This is a genomic window from Rheinheimera sp. MM224, assembly GCF_947090785.1.
In the GTDB taxonomy this organism is placed as follows: domain Bacteria; phylum Pseudomonadota; class Gammaproteobacteria; order Enterobacterales; family Alteromonadaceae; genus Pararheinheimera.
Genome location: NZ_OX352320.1, coordinates 632,054 through 654,175, shown reverse-complemented (window position 1 = coordinate 654,175; position 22,122 = coordinate 632,054). Strand labels below are relative to the sequence as shown.

Genomic DNA, 22,122 nt, shown 5'->3' with positions numbered 1-22,122 from the left:
TCTACAGATATCACTATAGCCCAGTAAGTTGCTTTGCCTGAAGTGATTAATTGTGTGTAAAAGTGTTCATATGTAATGAGTGCCTGACATAACCTGACACTTCGGTGCAGAACGAACTTGAGTATTTTGTGCATAAAAAAACCGCCTTGCGGCGGTTTTTTTCAAACTAAAACAACGTATTAACCACCACGACCAGCGCGTTTACGGTCGTTTTCAGTTAAGTGGCGTTTACGGATACGAATAGACAATGGTGTTACTTCAACCAATTCGTCGTCATCGATAAATTCCAGAGCCTGCTCTAAAGCGTAACGGATTGGCGGAACCAGGTTGATGGCTTCGTCAGTACCAGAAGCACGTACGTTGGTTAACTGTTTGCCTTTTAAGCAGTTTACAGTTAAGTCGTTGCTACGGCTGTGAATACCAATCACCTGGCCTTCATACACTTCTTCAGCATGGCTGATAAACATACGACCACGTTCCTGCAGAGAGAAAATAGCGTAACCAGCAGCTTTACCTGTAGCGTTAGAAATCAGAACACCGTTCATACGCTGACCTATAGTACCGCCTTTGTATGGACCGTAGCAGTCGAAGCTGTGGTACATCAAACCAGTACCTGAAGTCAGAGTCATAAATTCTGTACGGAAACCAATTAAACCACGGCTTGGCATATTGAAGTCCATACGAATACGGCCTTTACCATCCGGTTGCATATTGGTCAGGTCAGCTTTACGCTCACCCATTTTTTCCATGATAGAACCCTGGTGCTGTTCTTCCACGTCAATGGTCACGTTTTCCATTGGTTCAGTTTTAACACCGTCGTCCACTCTCATGATTACTTCAGGACGTGATACAGCCAGTTCAAAACCTTCACGACGCATGTTCTCGATTAACACGCCTAAGTGTAATTCACCACGGCCTGATACTTTGAACTTGTCACCGTCTTCTGTTTCTTCAACACGTAAAGCTACGTTGTGTTTCAGTTCAGCATTTAAGCGATCTAAAATCTGACGTGAAGTAACAAATTTACCTTCTTTACCAGCAAACGGAGAAGTGTTGACCTGGAAGGTCATGGTCACTGTTGGTTCGTCTACTTGCAGAGCTGGCAATGGATCCAGGTTGTTTGGAGCACAAATGGTATCAGAGATTTTCAGCTCGCCTAAACCAGTGAACGCAACGATGTCACCAGCGTTGGCTTCAGTGGCTTCAATACGCTCCAGACCTAAGTAACCAAAGACCTGACCTACTTTAGCGTTACGTTTAGTACCGTCGGCACCAATCACTGTCACTTGCTGGTTAGGCTTTAAAGTACCGCGCTTGATACGGCCGATACCGATAATGCCTAAATAGCTTGAGTAATCCAGCTGAGAGACCTGAATTTGAGTATCACCGTTCAGTTCAACTTTTGGTGGAGCTACGTGCTCAACAATAGCAGCGAATAAATCGTTGATATCTGTTTTTGGCTCGTTGTAATCCAGAGTCGCCCAACCGTTGATTGCTGATGCGTAAACGATAGGGAAATCTAACTGCTCGTCAGTTGCGCCTAAGTTGTCAAACAGGTCGAATACCTGGTCAATAACCCAATCAGGACGTGCACCCGGACGGTCAATTTTATTCACAACAACAATAGGCTTTAAACCGTGGGCGAAAGCTTTTTGAGTTACGAAACGCGTTTGCGGCATTGGGCCTTCAACAGCGTCAACTAATAATAATACAGAGTCAGCCATAGATAATACACGTTCAACTTCACCACCGAAATCGGCGTGGCCTGGTGTGTCCAGAATGTTGATGTGGTAACCGTTCCAGCGTACTGAGGTATTTTTTGCCAAAATTGTTATACCGCGCTCGGATTCCTGGGCATTGGAGTCCATTACACGTTCCTGCAACTTGGCGCGGGCATCAAAAGTGCCAGACTGTTGCAGTAATTTGTCTACCAAAGTTGTTTTACCATGGTCAACGTGCGCGATAATGGCGACATTACGCAGTTTTTCGATAGCTGAAGCGGTTCCGCTCATTTATATTTCCTCTGTGGCACTAGCTGACCATAATCTTGACTACTAGGCATTGACTAAAAGTTGTTCGAATTCAAGGGCGCGTATTCTACTCTGTTTTTACGCAGAAAGAAAAAATAACTGTGATCTGCATCGGCTTATTTTTAGCAGTAGCATTTCTACCCAAAGTAATTGATGTTGCAGCGCGACGGCAAGTGCTTGAGACCCCAAGAGCATAGCCCACTATGCGACTGGGGCGAGAGCGCGCAGTCAACAAAGCTGCGGCTTCAAGTACGAAGGGTATAAATTCAACGCATTTTAGTGACAGCCTGATGAAACTTGCTATTTTAAGTGGTGTTTATTTGGAAAAGCACCAAGCTGGGGCTTTTGCCTCACAATGAGGCAGCATTGCACCAACTTAATGCAAAAGCGTGCATCATTGCGAGGCATCATCACAAAAAGCCATTACAAATCAACACCATAAATCTTTGGCACAAGAATAGCATTACAATGCGCAAAGCTTTGGCCTGAGCCAGCATTATAAAAACAGGTGTTTTATAGCACCCGTCAACAGCACAAACCGGAGGAATGCATGTCTGCATCTACAGTACTGAGTTTTATCAAAGAGAACGACGTAAGATTCGTTGATTTACGCTTTACAGATACCAAAGGTAAAGAACAACACGTGACTATTCCAGTCAGCCAGGTTAACGAAGATTTCTTCGAAGACGGCAAAATGTTCGACGGTTCTTCTATCGCCGGCTGGAAAGGTATCAATGACTCAGACATGATCCTGATGCCTCAGGCAGACACCATGTTACTGGACCCGTTTTCAGAAGAAACTACAGTCAATATCAGCTGTGACGTTATCGAACCAAGCACTATGCAAGGTTACGAGCGTTGCCCACGTTCAATCGCTAAACGTGCTGAAGAGTACCTGAAATCTACCGGTATTGCTGACACCGTATTGTTTGGACCTGAGCCAGAATGGTTCATGTTTGACGACGTACGTTTCAAAAACACTATGTCTACTGCATTCTTCGCTATCGATTCTGCTGAAGCTGCATGGAACTCAGATAAAGTATACGAAGGCGGTAACAAAGCTCACCGTCCTGGTATCAAAGGCGGTTACTTCCCGGTACCACCAGTAGATCAACACCACGATATCCGTAGCGCCATGTGTGTGGTGCTGGAAGAAATGGGTCAGGTCGTTGAAGCTCACCACCATGAAGTTGCTACTGCTGGTCAGAACGAAATCGCAACTCGTTTCAATACGTTAACTAAAAAAGCTGACGAAATTCAGGTTCTGAAATACGTTGTTCACAACGTAGCTAACCTGTACGGCAAAACTGTAACCTTTATGCCAAAACCACTGGTTGGCGATAACGGTTCAGGTATGCACTGTCACCAATCATTAGCAAAAGACGGTGTAAACCTGTTTGCTGGTGATAAATATGCTGGTTTGTCAGAAACTGCCCTGTACTACATCGGCGGTATCATCAAACATGCTAAATCAATCAATGCGTTCACTAACCCATCTACCAACTCGTACAAGCGTTTAGTGCCACACTTTGAAGCTCCTGTAATGCTGGCTTACTCAGCCCGTAACCGTTCAGCTTCTATCCGTATTCCACTGGTACCAAGTGCTAAAGCACGTCGTATCGAAGTGCGTTTCCCGGATCCGGCAGCTAACCCGTACCTGGCTTTCGTAGCTCAGTTAATGGCTGGTTTAGATGGTATTCAGAACAAGATCCACCCAGGCGATGCCATGGATAAAGACTTGTATGACCTGCCACCAGAAGAAGAAGCACTGATCCCTCAGGTTTGTGGTTCTTTAGACGAAGCTCTGGATGCACTGGATGCAAACCGCGCTATCTTCACTAAAGGCGGCGTAATGTCTGACGCGATGATCGATGCGTACATCGAACTGAAACGTGCTGAAGCTAAACGTGTTTCTATCGCAGTTCACCCACTGGAATACGAACTGTACTACAGCGTTTAATTACTACTTAAGTCGCTGTTAGATACCTGAAACCCGCGCCTGTCGCGGGTTTTTCTTCGGCTGAAATTTGAGATCCATGCCCGGACAGATTAGAGTGGATACAGCAGCAGCCACAGCCCGGATCGCTATGAAAAAACTAATCCTGTTTTTAGCTTTACTCTGCATCACTGCGTTATTCACCACTGCACTTTGCACCAGCGCCTTTGCTCAACAGGTTTATGTCAGCGTGGATAAAAATGGCGTGCCGCTGTATTCAGATCAACCTGTTGCCGGCTCTAAGAAACTGGAGCTGAAAGTATCTCTGCAAAACCAGCAGCCACAACAAGAAACCCAGATCAACCCATTAGCTTCGTTAACTGACGAACCAACTCCCTACCAACTGACGATATTAACTCCAGCAATGCAAGATACAGTGATCTCACATCAGGGCGAAGTGGTGGTGCAAAGCGATGTCAGCCCACAACTGGCCGAGCACCACAAACTGCGGTTAGTTCTTGATAACAATCAACAAAGCCCGTTACAGCAAAGCAGCAACTTTCGTCTGCTTGGTGTTGAAAGAGGTGAACATCAACTTCAGCTTCAAGCTCTTGATCAAAACGGCAAGCTAATTGCAGAAAGTACTGTAACAACCTTTTATTTACGTAAAAATACAATAGCTTCACCAAAATAGTGCGTTTAGACGGTGATCCGTCCGATTTTACAGTACACTGTGGAATTAGAGCACCATTTTGGTGCAATAGGTGAACGCAGTGACCCAACAAAAAAAGACGATGGATTTTTCCACCACCGACTTTACCGATCAACTCAGCACCGCCATATTGGTGCTGGATAGCCAACTACTGGTGCAGTATTTTAATACCGCCAGTTCGGCGATGTTTGGTGTGGGTGAAAAACGCCTGGCACAGCAGTATTTTTTTACCTTATTTCAATACACAGATTTAACCTCCAGTTTCTTTTTAACAGCACTGCAAAACCGACAAGGTTTCGGTATCAGCGATGTACAGGCTGTATTGCTGGATGGCCGGCATATTTTGCTGGATGTCACTGTCAATCTTATTGAACAACCTAACTTAGCATTGATGCTGGAACTACGGCAGGTTGATCAGCAACGCAAAATCAGTCTTGAAAGCTTGCAACAGCACCAGCATCTAGCTGCCCGTGAATTGATCCGTGGTTTAGCACATGAAATTAAAAACCCTTTAGGGGGTTTACGTGGTGCAGCCCAGTTGCTGGAAGAATCGCTGAATGAGGATCAAAAAGAATACACTCAGCTGATTATTGCGCAGGCAGACCGGCTACGGAATCTGGTGGATCGCTTATTGGGGCCTTATAAAGCGCCGAATAAAAAGCCATCCAACGTGCATCAGGTGCTGGAAAGAGTCAGTCAACTGGCTCAAATGGACAACCCGACTCATGTGCAGTTTGTCAGAGACTACGACCCCAGTATCCCTGACTTTTCATTTGACCCCGAATTAATAGAACAAGCCTTGCTGAACATAGTAGGCAATGCTCAGCAGGTGCTGACTGAAGGTGGCCAAATCACCTTACAAACCCGGATTTTAAATCAACATACCATTCATGGTCGTCGTCACCGCTTAGTAGCAGCCGTCAAAGTGATAGATAACGGCCCAGGTATTCCACCTGAAATTAAAGACACCTTATTTTTCCCTATGGTCACAGGCAAACCCGGCGGTACAGGCCTCGGTTTGTCGATAGCTCAAACCTTAATTCACCAACACGGTGGCTGGATTGACTGCGAAAGCTGGCCAGGGCAAACCGCTTTTACTTTATATTTACCGCTCAATAACTCTGGAGAAGAAGAATGCAGCAAGTAGTCTGGATTATTGATGATGACAATTCGATCCGCTGGGTGTTGGAAAAAGCTTTAGCACGGGCTGATATTGCCTGCGAAAGTTATGCTTCGGCCGATTTAATGTTACAACGATTGCAGTATGAGCAGCCAACAGTTGTGGTATCCGATATCCGGATGCCAGGCACAGATGGCATGGCGTTGCTGACCAAGTTGCAGGAACTATCGCCCGAGCTGCCAGTGATTATTATGACGGCACATTCGGATCTGGATAGCGCAGTCAACGCCTTTAAAAAAGGCGCTTTTGAATACCTGCCAAAACCTTTTGATATCAATGAAGCTGTGTCGCTTATTCAACGAGCCTTAGCTCATAGTCAGGCCAAACAACCCAAACAACAGGCTGTGGCGCAGACCGAAGTGCCGGAAATTATCGGCGAAGCCCCAGCCATGCAGGAAGTGTTTCGTGCTATCGGCCGCTTGTCGCGATCCAGTATCAGTGTGCTGATCAACGGTCAGTCCGGTACAGGTAAAGAGTTAGTGGCTCATGCGCTGCATAAACACAGCCCACGCTCAGAACAGCCTTTTATCGCACTGAACATGGCCGCCATTCCAAAAGACTTAATAGAATCCGAACTGTTTGGTCATGAAAAAGGCGCCTTTACCGGCGCAGCCAATTTACGCAAAGGCCGCTTTGAGCAAGCCGATGGCGGCACTTTGTTTCTTGACGAAATTGGTGACATGCCGCTGGACGTACAAACCCGTTTATTAAGGGTTTTGGCGGATGGACAGTTTTATCGGGTTGGTGGTCATCAGGGTATTAGTGTGGATGTGCGTATTATTGCCGCGACCCACCAGAACCTGGAGATTTTGGTGGCTGAAGGCAAATTCCGTGAGGATTTATTCCACCGCCTGAACGTGATCCGTATTCAAATTCCGGCGCTGAAAGATCGCAAACAGGATATACCAAAACTGGCGCAGCATTTCCTGCAACAGGCAGCCCGTGAGTTGAATGTCGAGGCAAAAAATCTGGCTCCTGAAACCGAAAAATTTATTGCTCAGCTTGATTGGCCTGGTAACGTACGTCAACTTGAAAACAGCTGCCGCTGGCTCACAGTAATGGCTAGTGGCAAACAAGTATTGTTGTCTGACTTGCCGCCTGAATTAACCAGTGCACCTAAAGTAGTAGTGAATTCGATTCCTGGTGGCCAACAAAGTTGGCAGGATGCGTTAGCAGCCTGGGTCAGTCAGAAACTGAATGCAGGCGAAGAAAACATACTGGCTGAAGCAGGACCACAATTTGAAAAAATAGTGCTGCAACAGGCACTGCATTACACTCACGGCCACAAACAGGATGCAGCCAAACGTCTGGGCTGGGGTCGTAATACGCTGACCCGTAAGCTGAAAGAGTTGAATATGGAATAGGGATGAGCGTTCATCCCTTGTTCAACTGAATATAAAAAAACCGGCCAGATGCCACATCGATACATCTGGCCAGCAGGAAATCAGTCCTTAGCGTTAAAAAGGCTCAAGCGCAATTTCTACGCTTTTGTAGTACAAAGAAGTTAAGCCTTCATACCCAGAATCTGTGCCAACAAAAAGCCAAACCCGCCCCTGTCCATCGCTGTACAAAGGAATACGTTCACTGGTGGTGGTTTGTACCGTCTTTTCAGCAAATTTCGAACCATCGCAAGCCGCATCTTTGGCTGCAATATCGCCTATCACTTTGGCTTGAGTGCCGGACTGTGACTGCTGTCCCTTGTCCAGATTTAAGTAGTAACCTTCCTGTTTTGGCTCTTTGTCAGCATAACCAAACTTCAGATAAACACTCTCCCCCGGCGCGCCTCCCACTCCGGCACAGTCGGTGCCTGCATTGGATAAAAACGTCAGCCGCACTCTGGCGTAATATTTAGTTGAAGGTTCAAGCCCGGAAAAGTGATTCTTCAGATACATAAACAGATCGTCGCTGCGATTCATGCCTGAAATGTAAAAACCCTTTTTAGCTGAGTCGCCAGGTAAAGCACGAATGCCCGACTCTAACTGGTAACTAGCAGCATTATCGGAAGGATAGTCCGAGAAACCGGCAACCCAGCCGTGAGCACCTGAGTTGAAATCAAAATTATAGGCTTTGTCCTGCCCTAATAACTCCATATCGCAGCCAGACAAAGACAACAGGCTTAAACCCACCAGAAAAGCTAAACGCTGCATCACAGTTCTCCCTTAAGTTGTGCTTAGTCTAAGAACAACTGGAAAAAACCCTGTGACCATTTGTAATGGATCAGTTGGCAAAAGTTACCGGATACAAAGAAAGGTAAAACCAGCCGCAAGGATCGGCTGGTTCGAAAACGGCTGGTTTGTCTTACGCTAAAACCTAAAGTGGGAAAGGTTGTTCTATGCTGATCGCAGGTTCAGTAAACCAACGGGGGCCAGAGGCCGTCATATAAAAATGATCTTCAAGCCGCACACCAAATTCCCCAGGTACACAGATCATCGGCTCGTTACTAAAACACATCCCTTGTGCCAACGGTGTATGCTCATTGCGCACCAGATAAGGGCCTTCGTGAATATCCATCCCTATGCCATGACCTGTTCTGTGCGGCAAACCAGGCAAGGCATAATCCGGCCCTAAACCATAAGATTCCAGCACTTCACGAGCCGCAGCATCCACCAGACCACAAGCCATTCCAGGTTTTGCTGCAGCAAAAGCTGCAGCCTGAGCCGCTTTTTCGACAGACCAGATTTCACGCTGACGAGCTGTTGGCTCGCCAAACACATAACTGCGGGTAATGTCAGAGACATACCCCAATAAACGACAGCCTGTATCAATCAGTACCATATCGCCCTTTTCAAGGTTTTTTGGCGTTTTTACTCCATGCGGGTACGCAGAGTCCGGACCAAATAATACGATACAAAAGTAGGAACCGCTGGCGCCAACTTTGCGGTGGGCTTCATCGATAAAAGCTTCAACTTCAGTGGTACTGATGCCTTCATACAAGATGCTGGCTACGGCTTTATGCACTTCTAATGTCATATCCATAGCACGCTGCATAATGGCAATCTCAGCCGCTGATTTTTGTGCCCTGCAGCTTTGAGTAATGACTTTGCCGCTGACGATCTGCTGCTGTGGATTAGCCTGACGTAAACCTTCGAAGATAAAAAATGCACTGCTGTCATCCAGCGCCAGCACTGGATCGGTTTTAGAGCAGCTTTGTTTTAACGCGCTCAGCATTAGCTCGTAAGGGTTTTCGTGCTCGTGCCAGCCCAGCACTTCGCCCTGAATCACCTGAAAACCTGCCAGAGTCGGGATTTCAAAGACAGGACTGATGTAGACCAACTCGCCTGTCGCTGGCAGCAAAGCTCCAACCAAACGCTCACTGGCGTACCAGACTGTGCCAGTGAAATAACTTAAATTAGTACCGGCATTCAGATACAAGGCATCTATGCCCTGCTGTTGCATCAGCTGCTGTGCTTTGTGAATACGGGCCTGATACTCAGTAGCGCTGATAGCGTCGACGCCAGCGACCATGGGTTTTAAGCAATCCAGCGCTTGTTGTTTGGTTTTACCGCCTATCTGACTCATTAGGTGCTCCAGCAATTCAGTTGATAGTTCAGAGTATGCAGCTGCGACCACATGAATTAAAATGATATAAATTCAACACATCATGAATTGGATTCATCCATGCTACCACCACTGAAAGCATTACAAGCCTTTGAAGCCACAGCACGACTAAAAAGCTTTAGCAAAGCGGCAGAGCAATTATTTGTCACCCAAAGTGCGGTCAGTCATCAGGTGAAGCTGCTGGAAGACTTTATTGGCCAGCCTTTGCTACTGAGGCAAAACAAAAGTGTGGAGCTGACACAATCAGGCGATATGTTGTATTCGGTGGTGCGGGACTGTTTTGTCCGGTTGAATTCAGTCACTCAGCATTTATTAAACCAACCCCCTGTACAGTTAAAAATTCTGGCACAAACCTCTATTGCGGTGGAATGGCTAGCCCCACGACTGGAGCTGTTTAAACAACAACAGCCGGAGCTGGATACCTTGCTGGATATGGCGTCTATGGCAAACAATGCCGACCCGGAGCAGTACGATATTATTCTGGGGACCTGGCCAGCCCCTGCTGGTTTTGTCAGCCGGCAACTGCGCACTGAGTTTTGGTATCCAGTTTGTGCTCCGGCGCAGTTTCAGTTATTAACCAGCTCTGATGCTGCAGAATTGTTGCAATACCCGCTGTATAGCTCGGAAACAGGTGAAGACTGGCAATTGTGGTGCCAACATCAACAGCTGCGTAGCCCGGCGGCTATGCAGCTGCGTTATGTTAATCTGGCCTTACTGGCGACAAAAGCCGTCAGTGGGGGCAGCGGCTTTGCGTTATCGAATGATTTTATTGCGGGACAGGCCTTAGCCAGCGGTCAACTGATTGCTTTGCGCCAGTTCAGCTATCAACTCCCCTGGGGGCAATATCAAGTGCATTACAAAACCGACAGTATGCAAAGTACGGCTGTGGATCAGTTTATTCAGTGGCTGACAACCCAATTGCAGCCACCTTCTGCTTAGAATTCAGTGCGCTGAGCATAAGCGCGCCAAAACATCACGCCGCAGATGAAGAATACGAAAGCCAGCACTAGTGGCAAGCTGTTCCACTTGTTCATCACTATGATGTTGTCTTCTGGCCACAACAGCTTTTTATTTGTTGCTGAGGTCCTTACACCATGGACTAAAAAATCTCCGACTTTATTTTCAATAAAAAATATCAGCTGATTTTCTGTGTTTAAAAAACCGTATAACAGATGAGTATTGTCGCAATCCTGACGGCCCTGCAGTGGCAATAATTCGGTCGACAGGCTGCTTTTTAAATAAATAATGCCTTTACGATCAGCACCGGCATCACAGTGTATCCCGGTTAATACAGCCGGTACCTGCAATAAATCTGAGCCATCACTTTGTACTTTGTATTTTGGAAAAAACACAAATACAGCCACAGCAACGGCTGTCAGTAAAAAGCTGAACAGGCTGCTCCACTTTAATCGCCGCGGACTCCAGTTCAGATAAGACAGGCTTTTTTTCATAGATCACCCCAAAGTGCAAAGACGGCTAAGGTACCAGTGTCATTGATTTTAGGAAAGTTAAAACCTTTCAGCGTGGTCTGCTGTCCCGTATTTGGCTGGTTCTACCTCGCAAGACACCACAAGACTGTATGCTCGCCAGCCGCAGCCCACTGACTTAAATCTGTAACACACTTAAGAAGCAGGCCTGTCCGGTCGCTTATAGCCTCCAACCATACAATTCCAATAACGCAAAGTGCTCACAAGGATAAATAATGTTTAAAAATATGTCGGTCAAAACAGGCATTTTACTGGTACTTGCCATCTTTAGTTTTGCATTATCCAGTCTGAGTTTATACGCATGGTCCAGCGCACGCAGCAGTGACCAGGGGATGCAAGACCTGTACAACATGGCCGTGTTACAAGTGAATCCGTTAAGCGATACCTACGGTATGATGATGCGCAGCCGTATCGCTCTGGCGGCGGGTTTTGTTGAGTTGCAAGCTGGAGAGAAAGACAAAGCAGAAGTTAGCGCCACCCGGTCAAAAAAATTCCTGGCGGAAGCACATCCGCGTTTTCAGCAATTTGTTGATGCAGGAACAGAAGGCAAACAAAAAGCACAGGTGCAGGAACTTCAGCAGCTTTTTGTCTCTTATGATGCCGCAGTCAATGAGTCAATTCAGGCACTGGCTGATGGCTCAACAGAAAACTATATTGCAGCGAATTTAAAAGCCCGTGACGCCAACGCAGTATTTCAGGAAAAAATTCAGGGCTTTATGCAACAGGCCGAACAAGCAAACAGCAGTTATATGGCGCTGGCAGGTTCCAGATATCAAACGGCTACAGCCCTGACTGTATTTTTTGTCTTGCTCACTCTGACTTTGTGTCTGGGCAGTTGGTGGTTTATACAAAAAGTTCTACTGCAACCTTTGCAATTAGCAGGGCAACATTTTGAGTGGATGGCCGCAGGTGATTTAACCCGTCGTATTTTGGTCGATACTACGAATGAGCTGGGACGCCTGTTTGCAGGCCTAGAGCATTTGCAACAAAGCCAAAAACAAACCATCAGTCAAATCAGTGGCACAGCCGCTCAATTGGCTTCTGCGGCAGAAGAGTTAAACGTAGTCACTGCACAAAGCTCTTCCGGTCTGGCCTTACAAAATGCTGAATTGCAACAAGCAGCTACAGCGGTTAATGAAATGACTGTAGCTGTTGAAGATGTAGCACAAAACGCAGTCTCCACTTCAGATGCTTCAATGGCATCGAACAAACTGGCGATCCAAAGTCGTGCTGAAATGCAGCGCACTATAGACGAAACCCGTCTGATGACAGAGGAAATGCAACAATCCACTCATCTGGTGCAGCAACTGTCGACCCAGGCCAAAGATATAGGCCAGGTTCTGGACGTAATACGGGCTGTGGCGGAACAAACCAACTTACTGGCGTTAAATGCAGCCATTGAAGCAGCGCGGGCTGGTGATGCAGGACGAGGTTTTGCTGTAGTCGCAGATGAAGTCAGAGCTTTGGCTTACCGAACTCAAAACTCTACCCGCGAAATTGAGCAAATGGTGATGCAAATTCAACAAGGCACAGTGCAGGCTGTGCAAGCTATGCATAACAGCAGCCAAAGAGCCGATGTCACTCTGGAATTAACCAGTAAAGCCGGTGAAGCGCTGGAGCAGATATTTAACTCGATTAGTCATATCAATGATCGGAATTTGTTGATTGCCACAGCATCAGAGCAACAAGCTCATGTGGCACGTGAGGTCGATCGTAGTCTGGTCACTATCCGCGATTTGTCCTTACAAACTGCAGCGGGCGCCGATCAAACCAATATGGCGAGCCGGGAATTATCCACCATGGCAGCTCAGCTCATTAGCATGGTGCAGAAATTCAGAATTTAATGACCGCCTGATCAGTTGTTCATAAAAAAACGGCGACCTGCGAAACAGACCGCCGTTTTTTATCAGTTCAAATTAAGACTTAGCTTCGGCTCTTGCCTTGGCTTTTTCCTGCCATTTTTGCTGACGTTCTGCCAATTTGGCTTTTTGTTCAACCGTCAGCACTTTATTGATCTCAAACTGTAATTTAGCGCGGGCTACTTCATGATCCAGCCTGTCTTTCTGCTTGGCTTCTAACAAAGCACGTACTGCGGCTTCATCAAAAGTATCAGCTTGCACCAGAGCCTTTAACTGATCCATTTCTGGTTTCACTTCATCACGTTTTGGCATAGTGGCGCGATGTTGCTCCATCAGAGTTTTGATCTGCTCTTTTTGTGCATCGGTTAAATCTAACCCTTTTAAGGCCTTCATATGCAAGCCTGCTGCCGGGCCGTGGCCTTCATGACCACGCTCTGGACCTGCAAAGCTGCTGATGCTGGTTGTAGCTAATAAACCACTGAATAATAATGCAATCACTGTAGAATGTTTCATAGTGTCTTTCCTCATTTGCCTTGTTTGGCTTTAATTGCGACAGTGATAGCTTACGACACTGAATGCAAAGCAGCGCAAAGCCAACGTAAAGGTTGTGTAAAGGACTGCAACAAGTTTGCGCTGTCTTTTACACTGGCAAAAAACGCTCTGGAGCCAGAATGACTTCTATATTAATGATTGATGACGATGTAGCACTGACCCAGCTGGTAGCAGAATACCTGCAACTAGACGGTTATCAGTTTACCGCTGTGCATCAGGGGCCTGAAGGCCTGGAAATGGCGAAATCTAATGCGTTTCAGCTGGTTCTGCTGGATATTATGTTGCCAGGTATGGACGGCCTGACCTTATTAAAACAATTGCGCCAACACAGTTATTGTCCGGTGTTAATGCTGACAGCACGCGGTGATGAAATTGACCGTGTCGTTGGATTGGAGCTTGGGGCTGATGACTATCTGGCGAAACCTTTTAGCCCAAGGGAACTGGTCGCGCGCATTAAAGCTATTTTGCGAAGGGTGGAGCTGATCCAACAACAGCAGCAACCCCAATTAAGTGTATTGCAGGTGAATAGCCTGCGGCTGGACAGCGCCAAACGGCAGATTTATGTACAGGACAACCCACTGGTACTGACGGCGACTGAATATCAGATCCTTGAACTTTTAATGCGTCATGCCGGTGATGTGGTCAGTAAAGAAGATCTAAGTCAGCTGGCGTTAGGTAAAAGACTGCAGCTTTATGATCGCAGTCTGGATATGCATATCAGCAATATCCGCAAAAAAATTGCTCAGTATGATGATGTAGAAAAAATTCAAACTTTAAGAGGCTTGGGTTATTTGTTATTACAAGGCGAACATTGATGAACTGGTCCCGCTGTAATCCGGTGAACTATCTGGCTGGCCGCATCTTTTTGTGGTTTTGGTTGGTGTTATCTGTCGCTGTGGCCGGCGCTATTTTGCTGGCCAGAGGTTGGCCTGAACAAACTGAAATACGACGTTTACCTCACCCTGTCGCTGAGCAATTCCGGCACCTGAAAGAGCATTTTCAGCCTTTTGCCAACCTCTCTACCTTACAGAAAGATTTGGAGCGTAAATACAAAGGCCGCTGGCTGATGGTCGACGTGGATAATAATCAGCTGTTAAATCCGGATGCCTTGCCCTCTAATTTTGATCCAAACTGGCTGACCGAACTGTCGCAGCTAAACAGGCCACGTTTATTGGTACATAAAAACACTTTTGTTGCAGGTCCTTTGCTCACGCTGATCTCGGGCAAAAACATCGCCTTATTTCAGTTAAAACAACGACCTGAACAAGCCTGGTGGCAATTCCATGCGCTGCCGGAAGGCTCATTACTGACCTTACTGCTGGCCGTATCAGCCGTAGCCAGTCTCATTCTGGCGCTGTCTATCACCCGCCCTTTACGGGAACTCAGTAGCAGCCATTTAAAATTTGCTCAAGGGGAGCTGGATAACAGGGTGACAGCACTGGCTGCCCGCAAAGATGAACTCGGTGATTTAGGTCGTGGTTTTAATACCATGGCCACTCAGATAGAAAACCTAATCCATAACCAGCAGCGATTACTGAGGGATGTGTCGCATGAATTACGCTCTCCGCTAACCCGATCGCAATTAGCCCTGGCATTGCAGCAGCGCCAGGGTGACCATCCGCAACTGCAACGCATTGAAATGGAGCTCAAATTACTGGATCAGTTGCTGGATGAATTGTTAACCTTTAGCCGTCTCGACGCAGGCCAATATCCGCTGGAAAAACAGCAGCTGGATTTAACTGAATTACTCAGCGCTATTATTGAATTGAATCAGTTGGAGGCCGATACCAAACAGCAGCAAGTGCACCTGAATGCACCTGACCAATGCTGGCTGGATGCGGACCAACGTTTATTGGGTCGCGCTATTGAAAATGTGCTGCGAAACGCCATTAAATACAGTCCGGTAGAAAGCTTGATTCTATGTACTCTGAAGCAGCACGAACAACAGCTTGAGTTACTGATACAGGATCAAGGGCCTGGTGTGCCAGAGGAGAGTTTATCGCAAATTTTTGCGCCTTTTTACCGGGTATCTGCAGTGCGTGAACACCAGAACGGCACAGGTCTTGGGTTGGCTATTGCGGCCTCGGCAATACGGCAACATAAGGGCAGTATCAGTGCCTCTGTGCCTGCGACAGGTGGCTTATTAATCCGTATTTTATTACCTCTGACCCATTAAGGATCTTTGATTGTCTGCACTATCACATAAACCTTTGTCGGCCAGTTTTACTGAAGATCAACTTGTATTGGCATTACCAGTTCTGCAGCAGTTCTGGCAACAAGGTCAACATCAGTCTTTTTTCAGTTTTGATCAAACCCGGATTTGTTACAGCAGCTTCCGCCATTCAGCGCCACGAGCTGAAATAGTGCTGTCTCCGGGACGTATTGAAGCAGGTCAGAAGTATCAGGAATTCTGCTTTGATTTGTATCAGGCAGGTTTTACTGTGCATCTGATTGATCACAGAGGTCAAGGAGCGTCAGACAGGATCAATGCGGATCGGCATTTAGGTGATGTGGCTGATTTTCAGCATTATGTGCAGGACTTCGCGCTCTGGCTAGAACAGCATATAGTGCCAAAGCAACAAGCTCCGCTTTTGGGGTTAGCGCACTCCATGGGCAGTGCTATTTTATGCCGCTACCTACAGCAGCATAGTAAACATGGTTTTAGCGGTGCTGTTTATTGCTCGCCTATGTTTGGCATTCAAAGTAAACCTTTGCCAAAAATAGTAGCGACAACCCTGGTGAGCCTGATTACGACACTGAATAATTTATGCGGCAGACAAAGCCGCTATTTTCCGGGGCAAAAACCTTATCTGGATAAGCCCTTTACCGGCAATCATCTGACTCACAGCGCAGTACGTTATCAGCAATTTCGTCAGATCTATCAAACTCACGCTGAACTGCAGTTGGGTGGGGTTTCCAGCCGTTGGTTACAACAATCCCTGCTGGCCATCAAGGCATTGCAAAAGGCCCCGGTTCTGGCCTTGCCCCAGTTGATTGTTCAGGCAACAGAAGACCCTGTGGTGGATAACCAAATGCAGCAACTTTATCAGCAGAAACACTTACAACAAGGGCAACCTTGTGAACTGGTAAACATTCAGGGTGCTTTGCATGAGATTATTTTTGAAAGCGACCCGCTACGTAATCAGTTATTCACCGCGCTCAACCGTTTTGTTCTTCAGCTCGGATTCTGAATACGAGGATCAGCGTGAATAATCACTTCCGCTTCAGTTCGGATTCTGAATAAGGTTCGGCATGAATAATAACTTCGGCTTGTTTATAGAGAGCCATCAGTTGCTGCTCGGCCTGATCCACAATGGCATGAGCTGCCAGCAAAGATAAATCATCCTGCAATACCAGCCGCAGCTGAATAAATACATAAGGCCCTGCCTGACGGGTTTTTAACTGCTCTACCGCCAAAATTTCAGCTTGAGTCAGTAAGGTCCGCTCTATACGTGTCAGCTGTTCAGCAGGTAATTGCTCGTCCAGTAAATGCTGCAATGCTTCTTTGGCAAGCTCAAAAGCACTGTAAAGTAAATACCCACAAATCAGCACCGCCACCAGATTATCCACCCAGAGGAAGTTTTGACTTGCCAGAAACAACGCGACCAGTACCAGCAGGTTCATCAACAAATCACTGCGGTAGTGCAGTAAATCGGCCTTGACAGCTAAAGAGCCGGTGCGCTGAATAATCCAGCGCTGTGCCATTACCAGAGTCAGGGTTAGTAGCGCACAAAGCACAGTGATCCACATACCAAATTCCAGTTGCTGCACCACTTCAGTCTGATTAAAACGACTGAAGGTTTGTGTCAGCAATAACACAGCAGCACCAGTTAAAAAGGCGGCTTGTAACAAGGCCATCACAGCTTCAGCTTTACCATGACCAAAACCATGATTGTCATCAGCAGGACGCAAGGCATAACGCAGCACAGCGAAATTCAATACCGAGACCAGTAAATCCATGGATGCGTCAGTAAAAGAAGCCAGCACAGAACTGGAATTGGTCGCCAGCACTGCGCTGAATTTCAGCAGCAAGATGGTTAAGGCAATACTCAGCGTCAGATAACCTGAGCGTTTGACCCAAAGTTGATAATCGTTCTGTGTAGTTTGCTTGCTCAAAGTGCTCACTCCAGCCTGTTTAGTTATCAGCATCCATAGGCATTGTACGCCAATTTTGATACACTCACAGTGCTTCAGATACTGGAAATCATCATGTTAGACATAGTGTTATATGAACCTGAAATCCCGCCTAATACCGGCAATATTATCCGCCTTTGTGCCAATACAGGCTTTCGCCTGCATTTAATTGAGCCATTGGGTTTTGCCTGGGATGACAAACGCATTAAAAGAGCAGGCCTGGACTATCACGAATTTGCCGATGTGAAACGCCATGCCAATTTCGACGCCTTTTTAGCCGACATCAAGCCAACGCGGGTTTTCGCCTGCACCACCAAAGGCAGCAATCACCACAGTGATGCAGCATACCAATTAGGTGATGCCTTGGTATTTGGCCCTGAAAGCCGTGGTTTGCCTGCAGATCTGCTGGCAACCTTGCCAAAAGATCAGTGGCTACGAATTCCGATGACACCAGACAGCCGTTCAATGAACTTATCCAACGCAGTGTCGGTATTTGTTTATGAATCATGGCGCCAGCTGGGTTATGCAGGTGCCAGAGCCTGAGTTTGCCAAGCTTTAAAGCATAGAGCTATAGTGTTACTCAGCTTGCTGATTTATCAGTATTTTTAATAAAAGATTGCCTGGGGAATGAATTCAGATGCTGCTGCGTTGCCTTAAACTTTGTCTGGCGCTTTGGCTTGTCTGCTGCAGCAGTGGTCTTCACGCCTATTTGCAAGTGCAACCTATGGTGCACTCACGTCAGTCGCAGCATTTAGCCATTGAGCTCTTTACTCAGGATAAATCAGGTTTATTGTGGTGGAGCACCAGCACCCAGCTGCACCGTTTTGATGGTCATGAACATCAGTCCTACACTTTACCCGACGAATTACAAACACAGGCGTTAGTCCAGCTATTGACTCTGGATCAACATCAATTGTGGCTGGCCAGCGTTGATCAACTTTGGTTATTTGATCAAAAAAGCGCTGTGTTCCGCCAGATTTGGCAAAGCAAAGAGCCTATCAAAGCGCTATTTTTAACAGCTGGCGCAGTTCCGCTTATTTTAACTGAGCAGGAAATCTGGCAATGGTCTGCGGAATCAACCGATGCCAGATTATTATGGCGTAGCAGTAATACAGCGGCAGGTTGGACTCAGGGCATTAGTGATGGCGTGTCGTTATGGTTATGGTCTGAAGATGCCAAGTTAGCCCGTTACGATTTAGTCAGCCAAACCTGGCAACATTATCCGGTGAATTTGCCACAGCAAACCGATTTAGCTTTGGGACCAGACCAACAGCTGTGGTTACTTGCGCAAAATCAAAAGCTTTATCAGTTAAAAGAACAACAGCTTCAACTGGTTGCCACACCAGAGAGTTTTTATGCTACAGCCCTGGAGGTCGATCCGCTGGGCCAGGTTTGGTTATTGTCAGCACAAAAATTGTACTTATATCAACCCGAAACCGGGCTCTGGCAAACCCAGCCATTAGCACAACCCTGGGTACAGTTATTTGCGGATCGTCACCAGAACGTCTGGCTGGCAGACTCAGGTGGAGCTCTGGCGTTAGCTCAGTCATCTGCTTTGGCAGTGCAGGCAAGCGGACATCCCCTGCTACAGGACAATAAAAATCAAAGCTGGCAGGTGGAGCAACAACAACTGATGGCGGTTAACCCCAAACCGGATCAGCAACTCTCTTTAGCTTTTCCTTTTGCTCTGGATCAAGTGAAGAAACTCTGGCAACACCAACAGTATTTCGTGTGGGTAGGCCAGCAAGTATGGCGTTATAACGACCAAACGAAACAGTGGCTATCCGTGGTACAAGAACCTGTAGTGGACCTGGCAGTAGCTGATGATAAATTCTGGTATCTGACGCATCAGGGGTTATGGCAATGGGAGCTCGGGTCTGACAAAGCAGCTTTACTTAGCGATCAGGCCGGTTGGTTTTTAGTACGTTATCAACCAGGGCAATTATGGCTCGCAGGCAGTAACAGACTTTACTCTTATCAGTTGGCTGAGCAACAGCTGCGCACCTACGATATCAGCTCTTGTGACCAGCCACCTTGCCTGGATGTGCGTCAAATTCTGGATCTAGTGCCGGAGCAAGACGACTTATGGCTGCTGACACCGGATCAGCTGTATCACTATAAGACAATGCAAAATAATACGAAGTTAACCTTGTCACTCCAAAACAAGTGGCAGGTGCCCTGGCAACAACAACATATGCTAAAGCAGGATCAACAGCTCTGGCTTTGGTCCAGACAGCAGTTAAGTTTGCTGGATCTGAAAGACAACTCTCTGTTGCAGTGGCAACTGAATCAGGGTGAGTTATTGCTGCCATTTCAAGCCTGGCAAACCAGTAACCAACTGCTGATCAATAGCTCCATCAGCCGCTATCAATTGCCACAGGCGCAATACAAAACCTCAACCGTAGCTAACCCGTTGCGCCTTGAGCTTATTGCCGAAAATGGCCAACATCTGAAACAACAGGAACATCTGCTGCAAGTCGACAGCTGGGGTCCTGAACTGGAGTTTCGTGTCAGCCATTATCCTACCGCAGGCAAACAATGGAATTACTTCCGTTATAGTCTGGACAAGGCGCCTGCTCTGATGCTGACCTATCCTCAGCGCCATTTTAAATTGCAACTGGACAATAGTGGCCTGTATCAGTTGTCTGTCGAAGCCAGTCAGGATGGTATGAACTGGCAACAGGCCGGAGAATATCAGCTGCAGTTTAATCGCTACTGGTGGATCCAACAAAGCTGGTTATGGCTGATGTTATTTTTATCCGTGGTCATGCTTGCTTTGTTGTTATGGCGCTACCGTGTGCATCAAAACCGCTTGCATCAGAGGCTTGAGCAGCAGTTAATGATCAGCTCCCTGTTCGACAATACTCAGGATGCTGTCTGGTTAGGTGACGAGCAACTGCGTATCGAAAAAGTAAATCAGGCCTTTTGCCAGATCACGGGCTTTGATGCCAAACAGATGGAAGGTCAAACCTTACAGCTGTACACAGCTCAAGGACATCAGACGGAGCTGCTAAAAACCATAGTGCAACAGCTGCAACAATTCAGCTTCTGGCGTGGTGAAGTCTGGAGTAAAAAAGCCAATGGTGATAGTTTTGCTTTGTCATTAGCTATCACTTTATTGTCAGGTAAAGGCGCGCAGGAACCGAAACTTTATCTTGCGATCTTCTCCGATGTGACTAATCGTAAACTGAATGAACGTGAGTTGCGTAAACTCAGTACCAGAGATCCACTGACCCAGTTGCCCAATCGTGCTTTATTTTTGGAGCATCTGGACAGAGCCTTTTACAGCTGCAGCAGCCGTTTTCCACACTTTGCCGTGTTACTGGTCGATTTAGATCGCTTCGCCAAAATTAACGATTCATTAGGTCATGATAGCGGCAATCAGTTGCTGAAAATGGTGGCTGAACGCCTGCAAAAACAACTGCCGTCTGGCTATATTCTGGCGAAATTAGGCGTGGATGAGTTTGCCATTCTGGTGCCATCCCATTTTAGTGTTGAACAATTTGATCTGTTGTTAAACCGCCTGAGCCTCCAATTGCTGTTACACATCCGTCAGCCGCTGTCGCTTGGCGATCTGGAGATCACTCTGACCGCCAGTATTGGTATAGCTGTTTACCCCGACGATGGTCGATCTTCAGATATATTGCTGCGAAGCGCTGATACGGCCCTGCATCATGCCAAACAAATGGGGCGCAACAACGCCCAGTTCTTTAATGACAAGATGCTGCAACGCACTCCTGAATACCTGGCTTTGGAAAGTGATTTATGGCGTGGTATCAGTCAGGGCGAATTTAAAGTGGTGTATCAACCTAAATACAATGTTGGCAGCAATACCATAGTGGGTTATGAAGCCTTATGCCGCTGGCATAACCCAGCCAGGGGTCTGGTTTCCCCTGTGATGTTTATCCCTATTGCCGAAGAAAATGGCGTGATTATTCAGTTGGACCGTCTGGTATTCAGTCAGGTCTGCGCCCAAATTCAGCAGTGGCAACAACAAGGCCGGATGCGGGGTCGGGTTGCGGTGAATCTGTCCGTACAGCAACTACAGCAACCTGATTTACTGGATTTCTTACAACAAGAACTGCAGCACTATCAACTGGATGCCAGTTTGCTTGAGCTGGAAATCACCGAAACAGCCATGATGCGTGATGCAGATCATTGCCTTGAAATGATGCATCAATTGAAAGCCATGGGCTTTACGCTGGCGCTGGATGATTTTGGTACAGGTTATTCGTCGTTGGGTTACCTGAAACGTTTCCCTATCGACACCTTAAAAATTGATCGGGCTTTTATCAAGGATATGGATACATCCGAGCAAGACCGTAATATCACCTCCACCATTATCCGGTTGGCAGGCTATCTGAAAATTGCGGTAGTTGCAGAAGGTGTCGAAACTGAAATGCAGGCCTATTTGCTGCATGTGATGGGTTGCGAAGTTGTTCAGGGTTACTTATTCAGTCCGCCAGTGCAAGCTGAGCAAATCGCTTTGCTGCTGGATAAAGAACCGAAAAGCGAAAACCAGAGGTAGGGGCCGGGCTTGCCCCGCACGTCTCAAATTCCAATTCAATTCGGGCGAAAGCACGCAGCCAACAAAGCTGCGGCGTCAAATACGACGGCCGTTTACCCTAAGTAGTTGGTGTTGCTGCTAGGCGACAAAGGAACGAGACCCCAGGA

At 47.0% G+C, this 22,122-nt stretch carries 17 protein-coding genes; 11 read left to right on the top strand and 6 right to left on the bottom strand.

All coding sequences use genetic code 11. The annotated features are described in order from the left end of the window. Window positions 1–179 precede the first annotated feature (179 nt). Entirely contained in the window at window positions 180–2,012 is a 1,833-nt protein-coding gene (gene typA, locus OM978_RS03150) for a translational GTPase TypA (protein ID WP_264345487.1), read from the bottom strand. Between the two features lie 568 nt (window positions 2,013–2,580). Between typA and glnA the strand changes: the two genes are divergently transcribed. From glnA to glnG, 4 genes are all read left to right on the top strand, one after another. Continuing rightward, on the top strand, window positions 2,581–3,990 hold the full coding sequence (gene glnA / locus OM978_RS03145; RefSeq protein WP_264345486.1) for a glutamate--ammonia ligase: 1,410 nt from the start codon (window positions 2,581–2,583) through the stop codon (window positions 3,988–3,990). A gap of 127 nt (window positions 3,991–4,117) precedes the next feature. Further along, window positions 4,118–4,660, top strand: coding sequence for a DUF4124 domain-containing protein (locus OM978_RS03140; protein WP_264345485.1), 543 nt, complete (start codon window positions 4,118–4,120; stop codon window positions 4,658–4,660). 79 nt (window positions 4,661–4,739) lie between these two features. Next, window positions 4,740–5,825, top strand: a complete 1,086-nt coding sequence (gene glnL, locus OM978_RS03135; RefSeq protein WP_264345484.1) for a nitrogen regulation protein NR(II) — start codon at window positions 4,740–4,742, stop codon at window positions 5,823–5,825. Further along, window positions 5,813–7,222 (top strand): nitrogen regulation protein NR(I), encoded by a 1,410-nt coding sequence (gene glnG, locus OM978_RS03130; RefSeq protein ID WP_264345483.1) that lies wholly within the window; start codon window positions 5,813–5,815, stop codon window positions 7,220–7,222. The genes glnL and glnG overlap by 13 nt, the downstream gene beginning before the upstream one ends. A gap of 93 nt (window positions 7,223–7,315) precedes the next feature. On the opposite strand, the gene OM978_RS03125 is transcribed toward glnG, so the two are convergent. Beyond that, window positions 7,316–8,005, bottom strand: coding sequence for a hypothetical protein (locus OM978_RS03125; protein WP_264345482.1), 690 nt, complete (start codon window positions 8,003–8,005; stop codon window positions 7,316–7,318). Between the two features lie 163 nt (window positions 8,006–8,168). Then, on the bottom strand, window positions 8,169–9,377 hold the full coding sequence (locus tag OM978_RS03120) for a M24 family metallopeptidase (protein WP_264345481.1): 1,209 nt from the start codon (window positions 9,375–9,377) through the stop codon (window positions 8,169–8,171). Window positions 9,378–9,476: 99 nt separating this feature from the next. On the opposite strand from OM978_RS03120, the gene OM978_RS03115 reads away from it, so the two are divergent. Then, window positions 9,477–10,355 (top strand): LysR family transcriptional regulator, encoded by an 879-nt coding sequence (locus tag OM978_RS03115; RefSeq protein WP_264345480.1) that lies wholly within the window; start codon window positions 9,477–9,479, stop codon window positions 10,353–10,355. Here OM978_RS03115 and OM978_RS03110 read toward each other — a convergent pair. Continuing rightward, the gene (locus OM978_RS03110; RefSeq protein ID WP_264345479.1) at window positions 10,352–10,867 is read right to left on the bottom strand and encodes a hypothetical protein; all 516 of its coding nucleotides are present in this window, start codon (window positions 10,865–10,867) and stop codon (window positions 10,352–10,354) included. The genes OM978_RS03115 and OM978_RS03110 overlap by 4 nt on opposite strands. A gap of 251 nt (window positions 10,868–11,118) precedes the next feature. Here OM978_RS03110 and OM978_RS03105 point away from each other — a divergent pair, with 251 nt between their 5' ends. Beyond that, complete coding sequence (locus tag OM978_RS03105; protein WP_264345478.1) at window positions 11,119–12,747, top strand: methyl-accepting chemotaxis protein; 1,629 nt, start codon at window positions 11,119–11,121, stop codon at window positions 12,745–12,747. Window positions 12,748–12,819: 72 nt separating this feature from the next. Here the strand turns inward: OM978_RS03105 and OM978_RS03100 are convergent, their stop codons facing one another. After that, window positions 12,820–13,275, bottom strand: a complete 456-nt coding sequence (locus OM978_RS03100) for a Spy/CpxP family protein refolding chaperone (RefSeq protein ID WP_264345477.1) — start codon at window positions 13,273–13,275, stop codon at window positions 12,820–12,822. Between the two features lie 158 nt (window positions 13,276–13,433). Here OM978_RS03100 and OM978_RS03095 point away from each other — a divergent pair, with 158 nt between their 5' ends. The 3 genes from OM978_RS03095 to OM978_RS03085 all read left to right on the top strand — a co-directional run bounded on the left by OM978_RS03095 (window position 13,434) and on the right by OM978_RS03085 (window position 16,505). Beyond that, window positions 13,434–14,129 carry a response regulator transcription factor gene (locus OM978_RS03095; protein ID WP_264345476.1) on the top strand — a complete coding sequence of 232 codons (696 nt, stop codon included), beginning with the start codon at window positions 13,434–13,436 and terminating at the stop codon, window positions 14,127–14,129. Beyond that, entirely contained in the window at window positions 14,129–15,490 is a 1,362-nt protein-coding gene (locus OM978_RS03090) for an ATP-binding protein (RefSeq protein ID WP_264345475.1), read from the top strand. Before OM978_RS03095 ends, OM978_RS03090 begins: the two co-directional genes overlap by 1 nt. A gap of 187 nt (window positions 15,491–15,677) precedes the next feature. Further along, complete coding sequence (locus OM978_RS03085; protein ID WP_413691215.1) at window positions 15,678–16,505, top strand: alpha/beta fold hydrolase; 828 nt, start codon at window positions 15,678–15,680, stop codon at window positions 16,503–16,505. Window positions 16,506–16,527: 22 nt separating this feature from the next. Here the strand turns inward: OM978_RS03085 and OM978_RS03080 are convergent, their stop codons facing one another. Continuing rightward, entirely contained in the window at window positions 16,528–17,430 is a 903-nt protein-coding gene (locus tag OM978_RS03080) for a cation diffusion facilitator family transporter (protein ID WP_264345473.1), read from the bottom strand. A gap of 93 nt (window positions 17,431–17,523) precedes the next feature. On the opposite strand from OM978_RS03080, the gene trmL reads away from it, so the two are divergent. Both trmL and OM978_RS03070 read left to right on the top strand, forming a co-directional pair. Then, window positions 17,524–17,991: a tRNA (uridine(34)/cytosine(34)/5-carboxymethylaminomethyluridine(34)-2'-O)-methyltransferase TrmL gene (gene trmL, locus OM978_RS03075; protein WP_264345472.1), complete on the top strand. Its 468-nt coding sequence runs from the start codon at window positions 17,524–17,526 to the stop codon at window positions 17,989–17,991. Window positions 17,992–18,085: 94 nt separating this feature from the next. Beyond that, entirely contained in the window at window positions 18,086–21,976 is a 3,891-nt protein-coding gene (locus OM978_RS03070) for an EAL domain-containing protein (protein ID WP_264345471.1), read from the top strand. Window positions 21,977–22,122 lie beyond the last annotated feature (146 nt).

Excerpts from the sequence above, each read along its gene's own strand:
- typA (WP_264345487.1), bottom strand. The coding sequence starts at position 2,012 with ATGAGCGGAACCGCTTCAGCTATCGAAAAACTGCGTAATGTCGCCATT.
- glnA (WP_264345486.1), top strand. The coding sequence starts at position 2,581 with ATGTCTGCATCTACAGTACTGAGTTTTATCAAAGAGAACGACGTAAGA.
- OM978_RS03140 (WP_264345485.1), top strand. The coding sequence starts at position 4,118 with ATGAAAAAACTAATCCTGTTTTTAGCTTTACTCTGCATCACTGCGTTA.
- glnG (WP_264345483.1), top strand. The coding sequence starts at position 5,813 with ATGCAGCAAGTAGTCTGGATTATTGATGATGACAATTCGATCCGCTGG.
- OM978_RS03125 (WP_264345482.1), bottom strand. The coding sequence starts at position 8,005 with ATGCAGCGTTTAGCTTTTCTGGTGGGTTTAAGCCTGTTGTCTTTGTCT.
- OM978_RS03120 (WP_264345481.1), bottom strand. The coding sequence starts at position 9,377 with ATGAGTCAGATAGGCGGTAAAACCAAACAACAAGCGCTGGATTGCTTA.
- OM978_RS03115 (WP_264345480.1), top strand. The coding sequence starts at position 9,477 with ATGCTACCACCACTGAAAGCATTACAAGCCTTTGAAGCCACAGCACGA.
- OM978_RS03110 (WP_264345479.1), bottom strand. The coding sequence starts at position 10,867 with ATGAAAAAAAGCCTGTCTTATCTGAACTGGAGTCCGCGGCGATTAAAG.
- OM978_RS03105 (WP_264345478.1), top strand. The coding sequence starts at position 11,119 with ATGTTTAAAAATATGTCGGTCAAAACAGGCATTTTACTGGTACTTGCC.
- OM978_RS03100 (WP_264345477.1), bottom strand. The coding sequence starts at position 13,275 with ATGAAACATTCTACAGTGATTGCATTATTATTCAGTGGTTTATTAGCT.
- OM978_RS03095 (WP_264345476.1), top strand. The coding sequence starts at position 13,434 with ATGACTTCTATATTAATGATTGATGACGATGTAGCACTGACCCAGCTG.
- OM978_RS03090 (WP_264345475.1), top strand. The coding sequence starts at position 14,129 with ATGAACTGGTCCCGCTGTAATCCGGTGAACTATCTGGCTGGCCGCATC.
- trmL (WP_264345472.1), top strand. The coding sequence starts at position 17,524 with ATGTTAGACATAGTGTTATATGAACCTGAAATCCCGCCTAATACCGGC.
- OM978_RS03070 (WP_264345471.1), top strand. The coding sequence starts at position 18,086 with ATGCTGCTGCGTTGCCTTAAACTTTGTCTGGCGCTTTGGCTTGTCTGC.